Origin of the sequence: Staphylococcus sp. GDY8P126P (assembly GCF_017891965.1) — a bacterium.
Lineage (GTDB): Bacteria > Bacillota > Bacilli > Staphylococcales > Staphylococcaceae > Staphylococcus > Staphylococcus saprophyticus.
Genome location: NZ_JAESKG010000003.1, coordinates 380,309 through 401,550, shown reverse-complemented (window position 1 = coordinate 401,550; position 21,242 = coordinate 380,309). Strand labels below are relative to the sequence as shown.

Below are 21,242 nucleotides of genomic sequence, written 5' to 3'. Positions count from 1 at the left end.
TCGTACTTAAATTTATAAATTGAATAAATGTCATCTGAATAATATAGATCATCGCCATGTGAAGTTGTAATTAATTTGGGACAAAGATTATCGATGATTTGACCGCTTTTGATATTTTTAAGTCATGTTATAAGTGAATTTTTTGATAGGAATATGCAGATGTTGCGCATCTGAAATAAATAAATCTCCGCATATTAAAATTTTATCTTGATTATGAAAATAGATGACATGACCTGGTGCATGACCAGGAGTTAAGTAATAATTGAAGGGCAGATTTGTATTAGTTTCTAGAGGTTTAACAATGTATTGAACACCTGTATTTTCGGTATGCGTTTTATTTGGATAAGGCAGCTCACCATTGATATAAGGGAGTTCATTTTTATGTGTAAAGATAGGTATTTTCAAAGCTTCAGAAATACGTTTTGCGCCATTGATATAATCTAGATGTCCATGCGTTAAAAAAATGCCTTTAGGATTACCGAGCGATTTAGCAATCGTGATTTGTAGCTCAGCATAATCATCCATACCTGTGTCTATGATATAAACGTCGTTATCATTCACAATAAACCAAGTGTTGATTTGTATCGGAATACCAACTGTTGTCTGCATATTTAATTTATAAATATGGTCTGACATTTGAATGAGTTTCATTATTATCGCTGCTTTCTATTATTTGTTATAACTAAAGGGTAGAGGATAAGCGACAATGTCACAAGAAGGCACAAATAAGTAACTCACGTTAATGAGGAGGTTCATATGTTAAAAAATAGCATGGACTATGGTAGCTGTAATCTTGTAATTGAACGAGGATGTCCGATAGAAGAAACATTGATGTCATTAGGTGGAAAATGGAAAGGTATTATTATCAATACGCTTTATGATGAAGCTTACTTTTATAATGCATTACATCGTGAAGTTTCAGGTATAAGTAGAAAGATTTTGACAGAACAATTAAATGATTTGATTGCTTTGCAAATTGTAAAAAGAGAAGAAACGAATGATTATCCTAAAAAAGTTCGCTATTCCTTAACTCAACGAGGAAAATCCGTCTACCCATTGATAAATGAATTGGCGCAAGTGCTTAAAATGAATTAACTATGTCGTGTTATTGTGGAAGTTTAATAAAAAGGCAAGCTATCTGAATTAAAAATGCTCCTCTCAAAGTTTTCATTTTTTAATGTCTATTTTGAGAGGAGTATTTTTTTATGTGTTAGTCTGTATTTGTTTGGTGTACTGAAAAACATGTACGATATTCAGAAGCACTTATTTCAAAATGTTTTGTGAAATTTTTAGAGAATAGCAGTGGGTCTTTATAACCGATTTTGCTAGATATTTCATTTATCAATAAATTGGTATTAATTAAAAGTTGAGAAGCATGATACATCCTAATATAAGTTAAGTATTCCTTAGGCGAACAGTTTAAATTTCTTTTAAATAATTTGAATAAATGACTTCTTGAGATATTGACTGATTTTGCAACATCAACAATTGTAATATCTTTTTGATAATTAGAATTTATATATTCGACAGCATATTGAATGTCTTCATTTACAATATCAACTTGAACAGAAAAGTGTTTTGGAAACTTGTCTTGCAAGGCATAAACCAGTTGATATATATGTTGCATAATCAGTATGTCATGAGAATTATTAGATTGAATCGTTTGAGATAGGTTACAAATTTTTTTAATAATAGATTGAATATCTTTAGTGTTTTTATTAATAAGAACGTGCGTATCGACGATACTAGAGCGAGATAAATATGTAAGAATTTGTTTGCCATTAATTCCCACCCAATAATAAGTCCAAGGGTTTGAGAAAGAAGGTTTATATTCAACTTCCATACCTCGTTCTAGTAAAAACATATCTCCCGCTTTCAGATGATGAGTTTCATTATTATATGTAAAAATACCTTCACCTTGTGTGACGATATGTAATACGGCTTGTTGAAAAACGTTATAGCTATAGCCAACATTCGGCACACCAACTTCAATACCGCATTCTGCCAAGTTGGCATCTATCAATTTCTTTTGAAACTTTTTCCATAGTACTTGCATAATATCCCTCTTAATTAAAAAATGATTTTAATTTGTATTTATATAAATACATAGTAATATGAAATGAAACATTTTGCCATATATCATCACCATTATGCTATTCATCCCTCTATATCTGTATTGATAAAATAAAAACAACAAACGTGAAAGCGCTTTACTAAAAGAGGGTTTAGAGGTGGAAAAATGGACAGACATTTAACAGGAAAGCAGAAGTTTGCATTTGGATTTGGAGCAATTGGTAAAGATGCCATATTTAATATCGTCGGTGTCTTTTTAATGTTTTATATAACAGATATTGTAGGTTTATCACCCGCATTTGTTGGTGTTATGCTATTTGTTGCTCGTATATGGGATGCCATAAATGATCCAATTATGGGGATGATAGTTGATAACACTAGAAATAATTTCGGGAAATTCAAAACCTGGTTGTCTATAGGAACGTTAGCGAATGCAATTGTCACCATATTACTATTTACTAACTTTGATTTACCACAGACAGCAATGTATGTTTACATATCAATTTTATATATTTCCTGGGGAATGACTTACACAATGATGGATATTCCTTATTGGTCTTGGTTGCCGAATTTAACACATAATCCTAGAGAACGTGAAGAAGTGTCAGTAATTCCAAGATTTTTTGCGAGTTTAGCAGCATTCACAGTAGGTACATTTGGACTGTATTTTATTCATCAATTAGGAGACGTTTTTGGTAATGGCAGTGATTCAGTAGGGATTTTCATATTTGCAATCATTTGTAGTGCAGTATTTATAATTACAATTGGTGTTACTGTTTTTAAAGTGCCTGAAGATAAGGAATTAGAACAACAAATTGGTATTAAAGTTAATTTTAAAGATATTGGACGTATTTTATTTAAAAATAAAGAGTTATTGGCAATTATGGGGGTATTACTAACTTTTAATTTATGTTTACAAACTTTAAATGGTTCTATTATTTACTATTTTAAATATGTGGTAAATGCAGAACATTTATTTTCAATTTTTAATTCGATGATTTTATGTGAAATGGTTGGTTTATTATTACTTCCTAGATTTATCAAATGGGTAGGTAGAACAAAAGCGTTTAATACGGCTATTTCATTTATTATTTTAGGATTATTGATTATTTTAATAGCTGGATTTATCGCTCCGAAAAGTACACTTTTAATTATTTTAGGTGCGGGCATTTTGAGAATTGGTTCTGGCTTCATGATAGGTATTACAACGGTTTCATTAGCTGATGTTATTGATTATGGTGAAGTTAAATTTGGACAACGCAACGAGAGTATCATCACGTCAACGAACACTTTCTTAACTAAGGCTTCACAAGCTGTTGCAGCATTAATAGTTGGTGTCGGGTTATCAATTCTGGGATACACGCCAAATGAGTCACAATCACTCGTTACAATTAATGGCTTAAGAATCATGATTATCATAGCACCACTGTTATTCGTTTGTTTAACTGCATTTTTATATCACAAAGCCTTTAATTTGAAAGGAGATTTTTTAACGGATATTGAAAAGACTTTGCAATTTAAACGTCAACGAGAACATAGAGAAAGAATTAAATAGGGGGATGTCATATGTTTAAAGAAAAATTTCATGAAGATTTAGAAAAACAAAATGTGAATTTGTTGGCTAGAAGAGCTTTTTATATACCATATCAGCTTGGAGAAAAAGATTATGATTTCAAAACGAGATATGAAACTCAAAATATCACATTACTTAATGGTAAATGGCAATTTGAATTTTTTAATTCATTGGAAGACTATACAAATGAAGATATTAATAGCAAAGAGCAATATTTAACAGTACCATCTGTATGGAATTTGTATGGGTTTGATCAGATTCAGTATTTAAATACACAATACCCTATACCGTTTAATCCACCATACGTGCCTAGAGAAAATCCATGTGGTCGATATAAACGTTCATTTGAAATAAATGACTATAATGAACAAAGCGATTATCATTTGAACTTTGAAGGTGTCGATAGTGCATTCTATATCTGGATCAATGAACAGTTTGTAGGATATAGTCAAATTGCACATTCAATTTCAGAGTTTGATATTACACCATATGTTCAAAAAGGAATAAATTCAATTGAAGTCATTGTACTTAAGTACTCTGATGGAACATATTTTGAAAATCAAGACATGTTTCGTCATTCAGGTATTTTTAGAGATGTATATATATTAAAAAGATCTAAATCGCGCGTGGACGACTTTAAAATTGAGACAACAATAAACCATGAATCTAATAATGGAAAAATAAATTTCACTTTACAAGGAAAGCATCATTTAGGGAATATTAACTTGGTTTTATATAATCCTAAAGGGCTAGAAATAGATCGCGCAATTGTTTCAAAGCATCATCAATTTGTAATAGATAATCCACAATTATGGTCATCTGAGAATCCAGTACTTTATAAGATAATTATTGAAACAGAAAACGAAGTAATCACTCAGAAAATTGGAATAAGAGAAGTTAAAATACAAGATAATCAATTCTATATTAATGGAAAATCAATTAAAATACGGGGAGTAAATTACCATGATAGCCATCCTCAAAATGGTTTTGTCATGTATGAAAAAGATTTTGAAAAAGATTTAAAATTAATGAAACAAGGCAATTTTAATGCGATTCGTACTGCGCATTATCCGAAGGCACCATTATTTTATGAAATGACTGACCAATATGGTTTCTATGTAATGAGTGAGGCAGATTTAGAAACTCATGGTGTAGTAAGGTTATATGGAGAAGAAAATACAGAACACTTTAATATTATTGCTGATAATCCAAAATTTGAAACATCTATTATTGAAAGAATAGAAGCCTCTATCAAGCCATTAAAAAACTATAGTTCTATTGTTTCTTGGTCAATAGGTAATGAATCTGGATTTGGCATCAATATGGTTAAAGGATTGGAACGGGCAAAGCAATTAGACACGACAAGACCATTACATTATGAAGGTGCATTGTATCGAGATAAAGAAAAAAATTATGATATGTCCAATGTTGATATGATAAGTAGAATGTATGCTTCTCCAGAAGAAATTTTAGAAACATATCTAGAAAATCCTAAATTAGATAAACCGTTTATATTATGTGAATACGCACATGCAATGGGAAATTCACCAGGAGATCTTAATGCATATCAAACATTAATTGAAAAATATGATAGTTTTATTGGCGGTTTTGTTTGGGAATGGTGTGATCATAGCATTCAGGTTGGGATAAAGGAAGGTAAACCAATTTTTAGATATGGTGGAGATTTTGGTGAGGCCTTACATGACGGTAATTTTTGTGTTGATGGTATTGTTTCGCCAGATCGAATTCCACATGAAGGTTATTATGAGTTTAAACATGAACATAGACCTTTGAGATTGGTTAACGAAGAGGATTATCGGTTTACATTGAAGAATCAATTTGATTTTACAAATGCGGAGGATAGTTTGATTGTTGAGGGAGAAGCTATTTATTTAGATGGTGAGAGAAAGGTGTTTAATATTCCATTAACTGCTTTCGCGCCTCATATAAGCCAAACTTTTGATTTAAGAGATTATGTAACGCTTGATAATATAAGTAGTTTGATGCTTCGTTATAAATTAAAAGAAGAAGAAAGCTATAGAGATAAGTATTTTGAGGTTGGACATGATCAAATTATTTATCAACGTCGAGCATTACCATATCTCAATGAAGAAAAAATGGAGTTTCAATGCAAAGATATGGAACATTCGATTAATATTTCGGTAGGCAACAAATATGCATATACTTTTGACAAGAAACAAGGATGCTTAAAATCAGTGCTTCACAATAATGAAATCATTTTCAATAACAATACCGAAACTAAAATTTGGCGTGCCCCGATAGATAATGATGCATATATTAAAAAAGAGTGGTTATATTCTGGTTATAATAACATTCAAACACTTGTGACAAATTATAAAATAATTGAAGATGAGTCTAATATCAGTCTCGTTTTTGAAATTAATATAGAGTCAGAAGCCGTGCCGCCAGTTTTGAAAGGATCACTTACTTGGACGGTTTATCAAGATGGAAAAGTAAATGTAGATTATAACTTAGAAAAAGATAACAACGCACCATTTTTACCAAGATTTGGTTTACTAATAACTTTACCTTCAACATATGAACAAATAAATTACTATGGAAATGGTCCAATGAGTAGCTATCAAGATAAAGGGATAGCAACATACTTAGACATGTTTGAAACAACGGTGACAAATAATGGTGATGTGCATATTAAACCTCAAGAAGCTGGTAGTCATAATCAAACAACAATTATGAATATTACCAACAATGAGCATACGCTTACCATCACTAGTGAAGATACATTCAGCTTTAACGCATCACATTATTCTTTAAATCAATTAACAGAGGCAAAACATGTGGATGAATTGGAAATAGAAAATAACACATATTTATATGTCGATTATGCACAAAGCGGTATAGGTTCAAATAGTTGTGGTCCTGAATTAAATGAGGAATATCGATTAAACAATAAAAAGATAACGTTCAATTTTGATTTGAATATTTATTAGAATAAAAATTCAAATTTATAAAAAGTTCTAATCCTGATAGATTAGAACTAATTATTTATGGATTTTAACTAGGCCGAGACATGATTAAATGCCTCGGCTTAGTTAATGATATGGATAGTATATGAATAAACTGAAAGGACAAGTACAACTTTTATAAATTATTACGTTATTGAAGCGGATACAAGATATTTAAATTATTTAAAATAACTTATTGCTATATGATTATTTTGATTTTTGTTTTCTACCAATTAGTAGTAAAGCAACACCTAAAATTAAAGATGACCAAAGTGGAGCATGGTTTTGACTTTGACCTGTGTTAGGGACTTGTTGTTTATTAATTGAATGGTTGCCTTCATTTTTAGCTTCGGGGTGTTCTATTTCAGTATTTGTTGCGATAGGACTATTCATATTTATAATCTTTTGATGATTTATTTGGTTAGTTGTTTTTGTAGCTAGCTGATATTGATTATGGTTTAGTCGTGTATTCGCATCACTCATTTTCAATGTATGATTAGATGCTTCGTTTACAAATAATCTAGAAATTTTAGAAATGTTTAATGTCGCATTATTATTTAAATGCGTTGGTCCATGATGGACTGCTACTATATTTTCTGAATTTAGATTATCCGAATTATCAATGTCTGTAGTTTGATTGATAGCAGGACTTTTGCCAATGTTTTCAATCACATTATCTTCTATATTTGTTACTGAAGTTACACTATCATTATCTTGTGTCGCTACAGTATCCTCCTCATCATCTTGTGTTTCAACATCGGTATTATATTCACCTTTCGTTTCATCTGTATCATCATGTTCATCACTGTTATTAGATTGTTGTGCATTATCAGTATCATTTTGTCCGTCCGGGTGTGTTTGGTCAAAAGTTTCATCAATTTCATTTAATTCAAATGTAGATGTTGTTCCTGATAACTCGAATGACACCATTAACATGGGTTTACCAGTAGGGCCGTCTTCTGATGATACAAATGTAATGCCCTCAGGAGAGATATCTTTATTTTCTTCATCGTATAAGTATTGTGTAAATTGAGGTGTAGTTGGGTTTGTAATGTTATAAATCATCACACCGCCTACGCGTTCTAAGCCAACAAAGGCGTACGTTTGATTGCCGATGGTTCCAACTTCGATGGATTCAACCTCAGGACCTTTGTCATCACTTCTTCCGTCTACTTCTATATCATTAAAGTCTTCGTAATTAGCATTAAAGCGCCCTGGTAAAATATCTTTTATGCGTTGTTCGATGTCGCTACCGCTATCGTAAACCATAGATAAATCAGAGCCTTTTAATATAGAAAATGAGCGACCGCTAAACGATACGAGTGCATTATATTTTCCATTTTTATCTCTAAATTTATGAGAAGTTGTCACTTTTAATCTACCTAATTGATCATCATCAAATAATCCATTGGCTACAAGTTTATCTAGTTCTGCTTGTGTATAGCCTTCATAGTATTTAGCATCTAGTTTGATATCGTCTTTAATATCTTTGACACGGACTTCTTCACTATAGCCATCATAGTCTTGTGCATCACCTTCATTAGCAATTAATAAGTATGTTTCGCCATTATATTCATATGCGGTAATACCATCTGGTTGTAACATGCCGAGCACAGGGACAGGGCGTAATGCTTTTTTACCATCTTTGTCTGAAGGGTCCATAGCATTTTCTGGTAAAGAATGATCTTTATAAGGCAAACCTTGTACTTTTACGAATTCACCTTTTTCAATATCTAGTTTCGCTATAGCACTAGATTCTTGAATTGTGACATAAGCGTATTTCCGATGTTCATCAGGAACGATGTACTCAGGTTCTAAATTTAGGTAAGCTGTTGATTTATCAGGACCTAATTCGCGAATAGAGTCGTTCATATGTGCCTGTGTGAGGGGAACGGTGTTTACATTTGTTTGATTTAATTTAGATGGTGAACCGGACGTATCAATAATTGACACAGAACCTTCTGGATTCTTTTTGTAATCATCAGATGGTTCGCCTTCGTTAGCTACAAGTAAGCGTGTCCCGTCTTTAGTGAAAGTTACCATATCGGGTAGACTGCCTACTGTCAAAGCGTTTAGATACTTTCCAGTATCACTATAAAAAACTACGTGACCAGGTTCTGTTTTGTCTTTGGCAGGTGCTGAAAGGGCGATATAATCACCGTTAGGATGAACAGCGACACTCGTTAAATCTCCGGATTTAATACCTGCATCTTCTAAATAAACTCTTTTTACAAGTGAAATATCTTTGTTGTTCGTGTTTTTAATATCTAAAATGTCTAAAGCTTCTTTATCACCATTTATTGAATAAGCATAACCATTTTTGGGGTTATACTTTACAATTTCAGTGCCACCTTTATCAAATCCTGAGCTACTGTCATAACGACCTGTATGCTCGATGTTGAGTTGTGTTGACTCTTTAGTTGCATTACGTGTTTGTCTTGTTGTTTTAATTTGAGTAGATAAATTTTGTAATGCTGCCTTAGGTTGTTTGTCTTGTTCTTGCGTATCATGTTGAATGGTTTTGAGCAGTGATGTACGTTCATTGTTAGATAAGTTTTCTAAATTCTTGGATGATTGTTTGTTATTTGAAACGGTGTCTTGGTGAATATGTTTGTCGTTGGTTATTTTTGAAATGGGTTGGGTTTTTGTTGATGTCACTTCCATTTCATGTGCTGGGTGCGTATGCTGAACAGTATTATTTTGTGATTTTTGCGTTGATTGTTGTTTATGAGTTGGTATGATGGTCTCTTCTGTTGACTGATGTACGTTATCTTTTTCAGTAAATGTCGCTGGTTGAGATTTTGTTTTTGATGTTGTTGATTCATTAGGTGAGTCTAGAGTTTGTTTGGATTCATTATTGTATTGAACCTGATTTGGATTAATTGTTTTTTGTGTATGTGTGGATGTTGTTTTTTCCACTTTTGAAATCGTTTGTTTATCTTCTTGTTGAGTACGTTCTTGCTGTTGCTGTTTTTGAATTTTAGTGTCTTTAACGCCTTTTTGTTTTGCATTGTTTTCTAATAATGGTTCTTTTTGATATTTAGTATTGCTTGTGCCAGCTTGTTGTTTAGTAATATTGTCTTCTACTTTTGCTGTTCAGTAATGTGATTTTCCATTTTTTGTTCAGGTTTAAGTTTATTTGAGTTTCTATTTGATGTATTTTGATTAGGAATTGATTCAGTACTGTCATTTATAGATTGTTTGGCATGATTAATTGCTGTTTCTTTGCGTTTTTCGGTTTCTTTATGTATCGTATCTGCTTGTTTTGTGTGTATCTTATGATTTTCAGTAGATGTGGGTGAAGTTGATTGTGTTGCTGAAGGATTACTTTCATTAGTGCCTTGTTTTGGAGCAGTGGCTGTTTCAGAATCAATACGGTTTTGTTCACGTTCATCAGCAGATGCTGTATGAGTCATCCCAAGTAATAGACATGTCCCTATGGTCACCGAAGCGGCACCCATTGCACTCTTTCTAATAGAATAAATGGTATTCTTTTTAGCTTTGTTAAACATAAAATCCCCCTAAATAGATAAAATACGTACGATTTCATTATCTCATTACGATGTTTGTCTATTATTTATAAAAATAAAGAATTAGTAAATATTCTTTACAATAAGTGAAATAAATAAAATGGTTAATCAATCATATCAATCATATAATTCGAACAATTTAAAAATAAAAAATGAATTCATGTTGCACTATGAAATATAGCAATTATACATATTTTATAGGGGGAACTTATATTATGTTTAGTAAAGATAACAAAGCGTCGATTGGGATTGCCCTAGCTTATCTTAGCTTTATCGTAGGCGCAGGTTTTACGACTGGACAAGAATTATTGCAGTTCTTCGTTAATCACGGCAATTATGGTTATATTGCTGCAATCATTACAAGTATCATCGTTACATTTGGGACGCGACAAATCTCAAAATTAGGATATCGTGTAGATGCAGATTCCTATGATATTTCTTTAAATAATTTGTTTGGAAATATTATGGGGAAAATCATCGACTTTTTAATTATCTTTTTCCTATTTGGTTTAACTGTGGTAATGGTAGCAGGTGGAGGATCTGCACTTAACCAAGGATTTGATATACCTATTTGGATAGGATCGCTTGCCATTGTTATATTATTGTTTGTTGTTTTACAACTTAAGTTTGATAAAATTCTTGCAGTACTAGGGACGGTTACACCATTTTTAGTTATTGCGGTATTAATCATTGCCGGAACGAATATCATAAATCCTACAATTTCGTTTTCAGAAGTATCACAACATATTGAACCATCTAGAGCGTCAAGCCCATTTTGGTGGTGGGATGAGATTATTTATGGTGGCTTAATCATTGGTAACAGTTTTAGCTTTTTAACTATTGTAGGTAATGATGCGAATAATCATAAAATTGCAGGTAGAGGTGCATATTTTGGCGGATTAGCTTTTAGTGTGTTGTTAATAATTATGGTCGCTGGATTACTCGCTAATATTGGTAATGCGAATAAAGTTGATATTCCAACTTTATTATTGGCAAATGATATTCACCCAATCATAGGTATTCTGATGTCACTCGTCATGTTTGCAGTGATATTTAATAGCTGTATTGGCATGTTATATCCATTTTTAAATAGATTTACCAGCCCTGGTTCAAAGGCTTATGTTTTATTATTAGCTGTTTCATTAATATTGGCATATGTCTTGAGCTTTGTAGGTTTCGTAGATCTTGTAAACTTTGTATTTAAAGTGGTAGGTTACTTAGGATTATTTATCACACTTGCTTTACTTGTAAGATGGATTCAAAATAAATTCACGAAAAAGAAACTGATATAGCATAAAAAAGCTTGCTCCCTAAATTTTCAAACAGGGAACAAGCTTTTTACATATTATAGTTCTTGTTTTTTGAAAATATTTAATGATGCAATGTACGAAACGATTAAAATTAATAAGCCAACTAATGCATAAATACCAACAAATAGGTAAGTACTGCCCATAGTTGATGGGTTTAATGTACCCGTTGTAGAGCCAAGATTTGCGAAAATGGCACCATAGAAAACTATGAAAAATAAAGCAATCGCAATAATAGAAGTCGTAATTAAAATAACATTTGAATTTTCTGGACCAAATTTAAATGTTAATGGAAACATCATGGCATACGTTCCAGCACCACCAATACCGACGAATATAGACAGTACCGTCATTGCTAGACTTTGGGTCACGAGTGCAACGGATATTACGCCTATGATGAGGCCAATCAATATCAGTATGCCATAAAAGCTAAAATAACCATTTACATAGGCTTTTCTGCCACTAGGCAAAGTAGAGATATAGTACATCCATTTGGAATCTTTTTCATGTTTAATGTTATCTGTAACAGGTGATAGTAAGAAAATCATAGGTAAAAAACAAGTCATAGTCGGATTAATAAATGCGAAAATAATACTGGCAAAAATTGAGACAATAAGATAAGTGTAAAGTGATTTTTTACTTGAGTAATAACTGCTCATAATTAAACCTCTCATTATTTTTCACCTCTCATAATCAATTTTGTTGCATCGTCTATGCTTTCTAAAGGACGTGCATCTGAAATGTCTTTTTGGTTATTGACCAACGTAACTCTCACATCTTTACGCTTTCTAGTTGCTACAATCGCTTCATTAGGTAAGTTGAAATCAGCTTCAGGTTGTTCTACTATGCCATAATGGTCCAACAAGTATTGTTTATCTTCCTCAAGTATAATTTGACCGTCTTTCATAAATATTAATTTAGTCGCAAGTTGTTCAATATCTTCTGAAATATGTGAAGAAATTAAAATGCTATTGCCTTCTGCAACATAATCTTCTAATATTTCAATGACTTCTTCACGTCCAGAAGAGTCCATGCCAGCAGTAGCTTCATCAAGAATGAGTATCTTGCTATCATGCCCTAGCGCAATGGCTAATGCGGCTTTCATACGCATGCCTCGTGAGAAAGATTTGATTTCATTATCGGTTGGTAATTCAAATGATTTTATAATAGAGAAAAATTGATCGGAATGCCATGTTTGATAAATATTAGAAAATACTTTATCAATGTCGTTAATTGTTAGTTTATTTGGTACGCGTAAATCATCGAATACAACACCAATATTTTCTTTATGCGCATCGTCGTTACCCGATACTTGCTTACCGAAGTATGCAATTTCACCAGAATCTTTAAAACGATTGCCCACTAAAGTATTAAATAACGTGGATTTTCCAGAGCCATTTTTACCAATTACACCTATGACCTCATTTGGTTTCAGTGTAATTGAGATATTTGATAGTTTAAAATCTGATTTGTCATATGATTTATTTAGATTTTGTACTTCTAATAAATGTTCCATAAAATCCTCCATTTAAAAATTATTTTTATTTATAAAATTTTCGAACTTTCAATGTGTAGCCGAATGCATTATAGATGAAAAGTACTGTTAAAATTAATACGCCAAAGAATTGGTTAACCCCTGTAATAAACGAATATAAACTTAATACAATACCACCAGTAATAATGATGGCTAAGTTATAATGGTATATTTTAAACATAGATACAAGTGTGATATGCCGTTCACCATCATCCATCAGCTTTAGGATTTTTTCAGTATATTGTTCTTCGCCTTGTTTTGGATAGCGTGAATCAAATTTTCGCACGAAGAAACCTATCATTATGGAAGGAATCATAGTAACTAAATATGGGATAATAGAATATAGTATTGTATGTTCGGTATTGTGGCTGATAATTATAATTATCATTGTAATTAGACTTATTAAAATTTGAATGTAATAAATTAAATTAGAACTGATAAATTTCAAATTTGCTTTTTTCTCGTAATGATCAGCTTTTTGCTCATCTAGTACTTGTTCAGTTTTACGCTTATATTTAAGCGCATTTCTTTGTACTTGAAATAGTACTAGAGTAAGAATTAAATTGATGACTGACGCAATGATACAGAGAATTAGGATTGCATTGAATGACACTGTTAATTGCTCAAGTAAATCTGTATATTTAGAAACATTACTAAAACCACTAATCATACCACCTATAAATCCACCAACGATGGCTCCCAATAAAATGAGAAGTAAAAAACGTCCTACTTTCATAAATCAGTCTCCTCTACGATAAAGATATGTTCTACGGGTTCATCAAATATACGAGCTATTTTAACTGCAGTTAATATGGAAGGCATAAAATCATTACGCTCTATTAAAGAAATGGTTTGCCGAGAAATACCGGCTTTCTTTGCAAGTTGTGTTTGATTATAGCCATCACGAGCACGTAACTCTTTAACACGATTTCGCAAATGCTATCAACTCCTTGCTCACAATATATACTATATATGTCAATTTGACAAGTATATTAGTCAAAATGACGTGCATAAATTACTTTTAATGTTGTAAATCTTAATCGATGATATGTAGCAGAATATGCTTTAGAAGGGGATTTAACGGTATTAAAAAAGGCTGAGGACACCTTAATAGGTTTATCCTCAGCCTTTGCATTTTTTCAATTGATGATTTGTATTAAATTAGTAAAATCCTTTTAGTGCATCGCTTGTATCGATATAGATATTTTTAACTTGTTGATAATTTTTAATTGCTTCTTTATATGTTTCTCTTCCGATACCTGATTTTTTATATCCGCCGAATGGGGCACCTTCAGGAACTTGGTTATAGGTATTAATCCAAATACATCCTGTGCGAACACTTTTAGCAATATTGAGTGCACGTGTGATGTTACGAGAAAATACGCCGCCAGCTAAGCCATAGTCAGAATCGTTTGCAACACGAATGGCTTCCTCGTCATCTTTAACTTTAATAATTGTTAAGACAGGTCCAAATATTTCTTCTTGTGCAAGTTTGTTTTTATTGTCTGATACAGCGATAAGTGTTGGCTCGAAGAAGGACCCTTTATCTAAGCCATTTTCAGTGATTTGACTACCACCGACAAGAATTTCAGCATCAGATTCTTTCGCATAATCAACATAAGACTGTATTTTCTCAAGTTGTGCTTTACTTGTTTGCGTACCCATTTGTGTGGATTCATCCATAGGATCGACAACTTTAATATTTTTAAATGCTTCTACGAGTTTTGGAACTAAAGTATCATAAATTTTTTCATGTACTAATAATCTTGAACCGGCGCTACATACTTCACCTTGGTTGAATAGGATACCTAATTGAATACCTTCTAATGCAAGCTCTAAGTTTGCGTCATCTAGGATGATGTTGGCACTTTTACCTCCAAGTTCTAATGTTGCTGGAACAATACGTTTAGCACTCGCATCTGCAACTTGGTAGCCGACATCTGTTGAGCCTGTGAATGAAAGTTTTTCAACGCCTTCATGATTGAAAATGGCATTTCCGGATTCAGAACCTTTACCAGTCACAATGTTAACAACACCATCTGGTAATACTTCTTGGAAAATTTTTCCTAATTCAATCAAACTAAGTGGTGTAGCCGAAGAAGGTTGGATGACGATTGTATTACCGGCAGCAATTGCTGGAGCGATCTTCCATGATTCTAATAAGAATGGGAAATTCCAGGCAACCACTGCTCCGACAACACCTATTGGGTTCGTGACGTACAATACTCATGACATCTTTATCAATATCATTCACAGAACCTTCATCTGTATCGATTACGCTTGCGAAGTATTTATAGTGTTTCGCAGCAAAAGGTATATCTGTGGCTTTCGTTTCACGAATAGGTTTACCAGTATTTAATGATTCGATTGTCGCAAATTTATCTTTGTTTTCAAGAATTTTATCACCAATTTGGCGTAACAATTCAGCACGTTCACTTTTAGAAGTTTGACTCCAGCCTTCAAATGCATCATGAGCAGCTTTGACTGCTTTATCCACATCACGATCTTGAGCTTTCGCAACTTTAGCTAATACTTCACCTGTCGCAGGGTTTGGTACTTCTAATGTGTCGCCACTATCACTTGCTACATATTGACCATTGATAAATAAACCATAGTTTTCATCGATAAAATCTTTTGTATTAATTGTCATAATAAATCGCTCCTTTAAAGCTCATTTTTAATTAAAACATCGTAGATACATTCGGACAAATATCAATCTTATGCGTTAACTTCACTGTTTTTTCTTGGTAATGGATAGAAACCATCATTTAAAAGTTTCCAAAGTTTCGGTGGTAAATCGTGTTTATCTTGACGATCTTCATCGAATTCAGAAATGATTGTTTCATCTTTACCATTTTTCAATTTTATTCACAAAATTGTGATCAATCAAAATTTCTCTTCCTAAGGCAATCATCTCAATGTAAGGTGATTGTATTGCTTCTAAAGCTTGTTCAGCAGTGAAGATAGATCCGATACCAATGAGTAGCATGCGACCGTCTATCCAACCATGTAATAACTTGATTCTTTCTTCACCAGCATATTTACCTTCACGAGTTTGAGAATGCACATCCATAAGTGATACATGAAGATAATCTAATGGTTGTTCTTTTAATTCATTAATTAATGATTCTGTAATTTCCATTGTATAGTAAAGTAATTACTTTACTAAAAATAACTAGAAAAATATATTTAAGCCGCCATTGGTTGGCGGCTTAAATACGTTATAATGCTTTTGTTGTACACATTAAATTTAGTATTCTATACTAAATAAATATTAAATAAGCGGGAAAATAGCAAAAATGCATTTCTAGGAGGCATTACATTGAAACAAGCTACAGAGTTAGCGCAATTATTGAAATCCTTAGATGGACAAAAATATGGTGCATATAAACGATTGAAAGGTGCGTATCAGTTTAAGCAATTTCGTTTAGCTATTGATCATGCACAAGTGGATCCTTATGCACCACCTTCTAAAATGAGAGTCATTATGAATCGCGAAACTGCAAATATTCCAAGAGACTTACTAGATTCAAAAAATAAAGTGATTGCAGTATCAGATTTCTTAACGCGAGCGTTTAGAGAAAGTCTCGAATCATTCAAGCATAGTGAAAAAGATTCGAAAAGTGTCAAAAATATCTTTATAGATCATTGTGGTCAAGAGATTTTAGAGCGAACGGCAGTGGTCATTAATAATCATGACATCGACGTGCGACTTGAAGTTAGTTTACCTGCAGCTGGTAGAAAAATCTTAGGAAAAGTTGCAGCGCATATACTGATAGATACGCTACCAAAAATTGTAGCTGATGCATTACTTTATCAAAATATGAATCAGTTTGAACTAAAGAATCAGGTTACACTAATGTTAGATCAAGTGTTTATTCGTGAAGAACTTGAGCGTAGACAACTTGTATCATTTGTTGCAAATGGCGCGATATTGCCACGTAAAAGTGGGGTTTCGGATAAACCATTATCGGGTGCTGTTGCGTTTCATAGTCCTGAAAGTGTAGAAGTAAACTTATCATTGCCTAGTGGGAAGACGATTTCTGGTATGGGGATTCCAAAAGGCATTACGTTAATTGTAGGCGGAGGTTTCCATGGTAAGTCAACGATACTCGAAGCGTTAGAACGCGGCGTATATAATCATATTGATAATGACGGTAGAGAATATGTTATTACATCTCACGACGCAATGAAAATACGAGCAGAAGATGGACGTCATATTGAAAAAGTGAACATCAGTCCATTTATTAATAATTTACCGGGAAATAAAGACACACATCAATTTTCCACTGAAAATGCGAGTGGAAGTACATCACAAGCGACTAATGTGATGGAAGTGTTAGAAGCAGACACATCGCTATTACTCATTGATGAAGACACCTCTGCAACGAATTTCATGATTAGAGATAGCCGTATGCAACAATTGATTGCACCTGAAAAAGAGCCTATTACACCGTTTGCGAGTAAGGTGAAATCACTGTATGAAGATTATGATGTTTCCACTATTTTAATCGTAGGGGGTTCAGGGGATTATTTTGAAGCGGCAGATCATGTGTTGATGATGGATGAGTATGTACTGAATGATGTTACAGAAAATGCTAAAAAGATAGCTGCATCAGATGAAAGTGATAAACAGATAAATGCGAAACAACCATTTGGTGATATATCGAATAGAATCCCATTAAAATCCAGCTTCTCTAAAAAGGGAAAAGAAGATCGTTTTAAAGTGAAAGGCCGCTATTCCATTTTATATGGTAAGGAACTGATTGATATATCAGGACTAGAACAGCTTGTCGATCATAGTCAAACACAATGTTTAGCAGAAATGGTGGATTATTATAAAACACATCTTCTAAATGAACACGATACAGTATCTCAAGCTGCGGATAAACTTTATGACTTTATAGAAGTACATGGTCTTGATGCTATTTCATCATTTAAAGACCATCCAGGTAATCTAGCCAAACCAAGAAAACAAGAATTCTGCGCGATGTTAAATCGTTATCGCGGATTAAAAGTGAAAAATAAATAGTAAGATATAAAAGAAAGCAATCATTGGTTATTAAACTCCAATGATTGCTCTCTTTTTATATGTAGATATTGAATTTATTGTGTTATTTATCCAATGTGAATACCATTTTTTGAATGATTATAATACAAAAATTAAAAGTAATGAGTAGTGTACGATAGAGACATAACTTATTATAAAATTGGGATAGGGAATTATTAGAAACTAGATAATTTATAATTCAAATTTGTTTGTAAATGTGAGGGAGTAACATGAATATAAGTATTTTAATAGCTGTTTTATGTATCTTAATATCTACTATATGTTCCATTTATATTCTAAAAACTAAGAATTTATCTATTATTGCATCTATAGAAATAAAGAAGGTACCACGTAATAAAGTGAATACATTAATATCTTTGTTTGTAACTTGTTTAATGATTAGTACGTGTTTTATATCAAGCGCAATAATATTTATGGATTATAATTTTTGCGGATCGCTGATTTTACTTGGATTGGGTTTAATAACAATTTTTGTATTTTATGTCTATTATCTCAAAATAAAATTAAAATGATTATTATAAAAGACATCAATCGTCGGATACTAAAATCTGAGTTGATGTCTTTTTAAATATGGCGATACATAGAAACACCAAATCAAGTTTCGTACACCTGAATTAGTGATAAATAAAAAATAACATTTACGACAAAGGAGTGGGAGTAATGGCAACAGAATCAGATCAAGGGTGTGTCAAATGTGGACATACTGAAATTGAAGAAGGCACGCTTTCAGCTACAGGTTCAGGGTTATCTAAAGTGTTTGATTTGCAACATAATAATTTTACTACAATCACATGTAAAAATTGTGGTTATACAGAATTTTATAAAGCAGATAAAAATCGAACAACAGATATTATCGATTTGTTCTTTGGAGGATAGTAAATATAAAAAGTGCTTAAACGATAGACAAACTGTATAAGATTTAACCCGAGTAGCACTATTTCACCTAATGTAAGAACGCATGATTATGAGCGGAACTACGAAATCTTTTTTCCTAAATTTCTTATCCGCTCTTTTTTCATATAACATTTACTTCTATTTAATTTGAAATTAATACTCTTTTGTTAAGTTCGTGGTAATCAACATGAATACGCAATCTATAAAAATAGTTAGGAGTGGATTTAATTTATGAAAAAAAGGACCTCGAGTATCATATTTACTTTGTCAGCGGTTGGCGTATTTATCGGAACGCATCATGCCAGTGCCTCGGAACTAGAAGGACAGCAGAAAGAAGCGTTAGAACCAACTACAGATGAAACGCGTCAAAGTGATGAGACTATGTCACAATCACAAACTTCAGACAAACAGTTAGAAAGAGATACATATCCTAATAAAGAAGCTAATATAGATCAGAATAATACAATACATAATACAGATGACACAACGACACAGTCTCAAATAAATAATAATAAAAATTTTGATAAAGACAACTCAACTTCTGATAATGGAAAAGCGCCTCAAGCTAAAGCATTCACATCGAATCAACAAGATAAAAGTAATGAAACTTTAGCATCTTCTCAAAAACAACAAGAAGCGCCATCACAACTCAAATTAGAACAATATACAGACTCAAAAGCGCACCCGCAGTTACCTAGCCAATCAACATCTCATCAACATAACCCAGGAAATAATCAGCAAACTGAAACAGATAATACTGATAAAGTTATTGCAAAGGAACAACAGAAAAAGCAACAATCAGAGAACACACAAATAGAAGATAATCATCATGAGGCTCACAAAGAATTAGCAACTTCGGATAAACCAGAAAATACGGATATCAAAGATACAAAACAACCATCTAAGTCATCTCAACCGTCTTATCCAAATAATGACGAACGTACGAAACAAGAGCAAAATAATAAAGAAACAGTTTCAAATCAAACACAAAGCAATGAACATCGTTATGACATCATGACGATTGGCAAAGATAATACAGAAAAGAATTTAACTTGGTATCACGAATCTGAAGAACAAGGTTATGTAGAAATTGCAAAAGCAAATGACCGTGGAGATTTTTCAAATGCAAGACGAATTGAGGGACAAACACACCAAGGTAGCAACACGAAACGTTTAGTAAATAAAGATATACCGAATATGAATTATACTCAGGCCACGTTACCTAATTTAGAAGAAAATAAAGCATATATGTATCGTTTTTATAATGGAGAGAATGGAGAGAAATCGGCTATACGTCGTTTTGATACAAATAATAATGGAGAAACAAATTTTATAGCAGTAGCTGATCCTCAACTAGGGGCTTCCGGAGATTTAGCATCAGATAATGAAGGTTGGCAAAATACTGTAAATCAAATGGCACAATTAAATCAGGATCCTGACTTCTTAATGAGCTTGGGGGATCAAGTCAATCTACCTTGGGATGAAAAAGCGTATAGTGGTTTTATAGAAGCAAAAGGTATGGAGAATTTTACAGTGGTACCTACTTTAGGTAATCATGATCGCGCCAACAAAGCATATTCTGAACATTTTAATCTACCTAATTTACAAAATGGCGGTAAAAACTTTGCGAGTTCAGATTTTTATTTCACTCACAATGATACACTTTTTGTTAGTTTGAACTCTGAGAGTTTAGACTTTAAAGGTCATGAAGAAACTTTAAAACGTGCAATTGCGGATACTAAAGATCAAAATCCTAAATGGATTGTGGGACTTACGCATAGAAACCCTTATTCGGCAGGTAAGCATTCTGACAAATTAGCGTCCAAAATCAGACGCGATAAATTTGCACCGTTAATGGAAAAATATAATATCGATTTAGTACTAGGAGGACATGATCATTCTTATAGCCGTTCGCATGTGATGAAGGGGAAAGATGCACAAGTACAATGCGATGAAAATGGACAAGCACCACAAACGTACACGAATCCGGACGGCACAATTTATGTAACGTTAAATTCAGCTAGTGGCAGTAAATTCTATGAATTAGATGGTGAAAAGGATTATGCAGCCAAATCGATACAGGACAATCAACCAGCGTATACGAAAGTAAACATAACGAAAGATTATATAGAACTATTAACCTACCATGTGCCACAAGGTAACGAAAAACTTGGTGAACCAATTGATCGCGTTCGCATTAATAAAGATAATAAATAAAATACGTATCTGATTGATATCGTGAAAGGCATGTCTTCTATAAAAGACATCTTCAG

15 protein-coding genes and 2 pseudogenes are annotated in these 21,242 nt (G+C 32.7%); 7 read left to right on the top strand and 10 right to left on the bottom strand.

All coding sequences use genetic code 11. The annotated features are described in order from the left end of the window. Window positions 1-117 precede the first annotated feature (117 nt). On the bottom strand, window positions 118-636 hold the full coding sequence (locus KA893_RS07185; protein WP_323741559.1) for an MBL fold metallo-hydrolase: 519 nt from the start codon (window positions 634-636) through the stop codon (window positions 118-120). 120 nt (window positions 637-756) lie between these two features. Between KA893_RS07185 and KA893_RS07180 the strand changes: the two genes are divergently transcribed. Then, window positions 757-1,095 (top strand): winged helix-turn-helix transcriptional regulator, encoded by a 339-nt coding sequence (locus tag KA893_RS07180; RefSeq protein ID WP_194375863.1) that lies wholly within the window; start codon window positions 757-759, stop codon window positions 1,093-1,095. A gap of 115 nt (window positions 1,096-1,210) precedes the next feature. On the opposite strand, the gene KA893_RS07175 is transcribed toward KA893_RS07180, so the two are convergent. Next, complete coding sequence (locus KA893_RS07175) at window positions 1,211-2,056, bottom strand: AraC family transcriptional regulator (RefSeq protein ID WP_011302104.1); 846 nt, start codon at window positions 2,054-2,056, stop codon at window positions 1,211-1,213. Window positions 2,057-2,239: 183 nt separating this feature from the next. Here KA893_RS07175 and melB point away from each other — a divergent pair, with 183 nt between their 5' ends. Further along, complete coding sequence (gene melB / locus KA893_RS07170) at window positions 2,240-3,628, top strand: melibiose:sodium transporter MelB (RefSeq protein ID WP_061050434.1); 1,389 nt, start codon at window positions 2,240-2,242, stop codon at window positions 3,626-3,628. 11 nt (window positions 3,629-3,639) lie between these two features. After that, window positions 3,640-6,618: a glycoside hydrolase family 2 TIM barrel-domain containing protein gene (locus KA893_RS07165; protein ID WP_194375862.1), complete on the top strand. Its 2,979-nt coding sequence runs from the start codon at window positions 3,640-3,642 to the stop codon at window positions 6,616-6,618. Window positions 6,619-6,840: 222 nt separating this feature from the next. Here KA893_RS07165 and KA893_RS07160 read toward each other — a convergent pair whose 3' ends face one another. Both KA893_RS07160 and KA893_RS07155 read right to left on the bottom strand, forming a co-directional pair. Next, entirely contained in the window at window positions 6,841-9,552 is a 2,712-nt protein-coding gene (locus tag KA893_RS07160) for a choice-of-anchor I family protein (protein ID WP_232334985.1), read from the bottom strand. A 164-nt stretch (window positions 9,553-9,716) separates the two neighbouring features. Further along, complete coding sequence (locus KA893_RS07155; protein WP_194375861.1) at window positions 9,717-10,145, bottom strand: YSIRK-type signal peptide-containing protein; 429 nt, start codon at window positions 10,143-10,145, stop codon at window positions 9,717-9,719. 233 nt (window positions 10,146-10,378) lie between these two features. Between KA893_RS07155 and KA893_RS07150 the strand changes: the two genes are divergently transcribed. Continuing rightward, window positions 10,379-11,455: a YkvI family membrane protein gene (locus tag KA893_RS07150; RefSeq protein ID WP_194375860.1), complete on the top strand. Its 1,077-nt coding sequence runs from the start codon at window positions 10,379-10,381 to the stop codon at window positions 11,453-11,455. A 53-nt stretch (window positions 11,456-11,508) separates the two neighbouring features. On the opposite strand, the gene KA893_RS07145 is transcribed toward KA893_RS07150, so the two are convergent. From KA893_RS07145 to KA893_RS07120, 6 genes and pseudogenes are all read right to left on the bottom strand, one after another. Then, window positions 11,509-12,144 carry an ABC-2 transporter permease gene (locus KA893_RS07145; protein ID WP_069827350.1) on the bottom strand — a complete coding sequence of 212 codons (636 nt, stop codon included), beginning with the start codon at window positions 12,142-12,144 and terminating at the stop codon, window positions 11,509-11,511. Then, the gene (locus tag KA893_RS07140) at window positions 12,144-12,986 is read right to left on the bottom strand and encodes an ABC transporter ATP-binding protein (RefSeq protein WP_194375859.1); all 843 of its coding nucleotides are present in this window, start codon (window positions 12,984-12,986) and stop codon (window positions 12,144-12,146) included. Before KA893_RS07140 ends, KA893_RS07145 begins: the two co-directional genes overlap by 1 nt. A gap of 25 nt (window positions 12,987-13,011) precedes the next feature. Then, window positions 13,012-13,740 (bottom strand): DUF3169 family protein, encoded by a 729-nt coding sequence (locus KA893_RS07135; RefSeq protein ID WP_041080172.1) that lies wholly within the window; start codon window positions 13,738-13,740, stop codon window positions 13,012-13,014. After that, complete coding sequence (locus tag KA893_RS07130) at window positions 13,737-13,940, bottom strand: helix-turn-helix transcriptional regulator (protein WP_041080171.1); 204 nt, start codon at window positions 13,938-13,940, stop codon at window positions 13,737-13,739. The genes KA893_RS07135 and KA893_RS07130 overlap by 4 nt, the downstream gene beginning before the upstream one ends. A gap of 225 nt (window positions 13,941-14,165) precedes the next feature. Then, window positions 14,166-15,654: pseudogene (locus KA893_RS07125) on the bottom strand (aldehyde dehydrogenase family protein). Between the two features lie 68 nt (window positions 15,655-15,722). Continuing rightward, window positions 15,723-16,149: pseudogene (locus tag KA893_RS07120) on the bottom strand (oxidoreductase); the annotation flags it as partial. Between the two features lie 177 nt (window positions 16,150-16,326). Between KA893_RS07120 and KA893_RS07115 the strand changes: the two are divergent. From KA893_RS07115 to KA893_RS07105, 3 genes are all read left to right on the top strand, one after another. Further along, complete coding sequence (locus KA893_RS07115; RefSeq protein ID WP_194375857.1) at window positions 16,327-18,036, top strand: ABC-ATPase domain-containing protein; 1,710 nt, start codon at window positions 16,327-16,329, stop codon at window positions 18,034-18,036. 699 nt (window positions 18,037-18,735) lie between these two features. Next, the gene (locus tag KA893_RS07110) at window positions 18,736-18,951 is read left to right on the top strand and encodes a zinc ribbon domain-containing protein (RefSeq protein ID WP_041080169.1); all 216 of its coding nucleotides are present in this window, start codon (window positions 18,736-18,738) and stop codon (window positions 18,949-18,951) included. 249 nt (window positions 18,952-19,200) lie between these two features. Beyond that, a complete protein-coding gene (locus tag KA893_RS07105) occupies window positions 19,201-21,186 on the top strand; it encodes a purple acid phosphatase family protein (protein ID WP_194375856.1) in 1,986 nt (661 codons plus the stop codon). Window positions 21,187-21,242: the final 56 nt, after the last annotated feature.

Coding starts and splice junctions, on each gene's coding strand:
- KA893_RS07185 (WP_323741559.1), bottom strand. CDS start 636: ATGTCAGACCATATTTATAAATTAAATATGCAGACAACAGTTGGTATT.
- KA893_RS07180 (WP_194375863.1), top strand. CDS start 757: ATGTTAAAAAATAGCATGGACTATGGTAGCTGTAATCTTGTAATTGAA.
- KA893_RS07175 (WP_011302104.1), bottom strand. CDS start 2,056: ATGCAAGTACTATGGAAAAAGTTTCAAAAGAAATTGATAGATGCCAAC.
- melB (WP_061050434.1), top strand. CDS start 2,240: ATGGACAGACATTTAACAGGAAAGCAGAAGTTTGCATTTGGATTTGGA.
- KA893_RS07165 (WP_194375862.1), top strand. CDS start 3,640: ATGTTTAAAGAAAAATTTCATGAAGATTTAGAAAAACAAAATGTGAAT.
- KA893_RS07155 (WP_194375861.1), bottom strand. CDS start 10,145: ATGTTTAACAAAGCTAAAAAGAATACCATTTATTCTATTAGAAAGAGT.
- KA893_RS07150 (WP_194375860.1), top strand. CDS start 10,379: ATGTTTAGTAAAGATAACAAAGCGTCGATTGGGATTGCCCTAGCTTAT.
- KA893_RS07145 (WP_069827350.1), bottom strand. CDS start 12,144: ATGAGAGGTTTAATTATGAGCAGTTATTACTCAAGTAAAAAATCACTT.
- KA893_RS07140 (WP_194375859.1), bottom strand. CDS start 12,986: ATGGAACATTTATTAGAAGTACAAAATCTAAATAAATCATATGACAAA.
- KA893_RS07135 (WP_041080172.1), bottom strand. CDS start 13,740: ATGAAAGTAGGACGTTTTTTACTTCTCATTTTATTGGGAGCCATCGTT.
- KA893_RS07110 (WP_041080169.1), top strand. CDS start 18,736: ATGGCAACAGAATCAGATCAAGGGTGTGTCAAATGTGGACATACTGAA.
- KA893_RS07105 (WP_194375856.1), top strand. CDS start 19,201: ATGAAAAAAAGGACCTCGAGTATCATATTTACTTTGTCAGCGGTTGGC.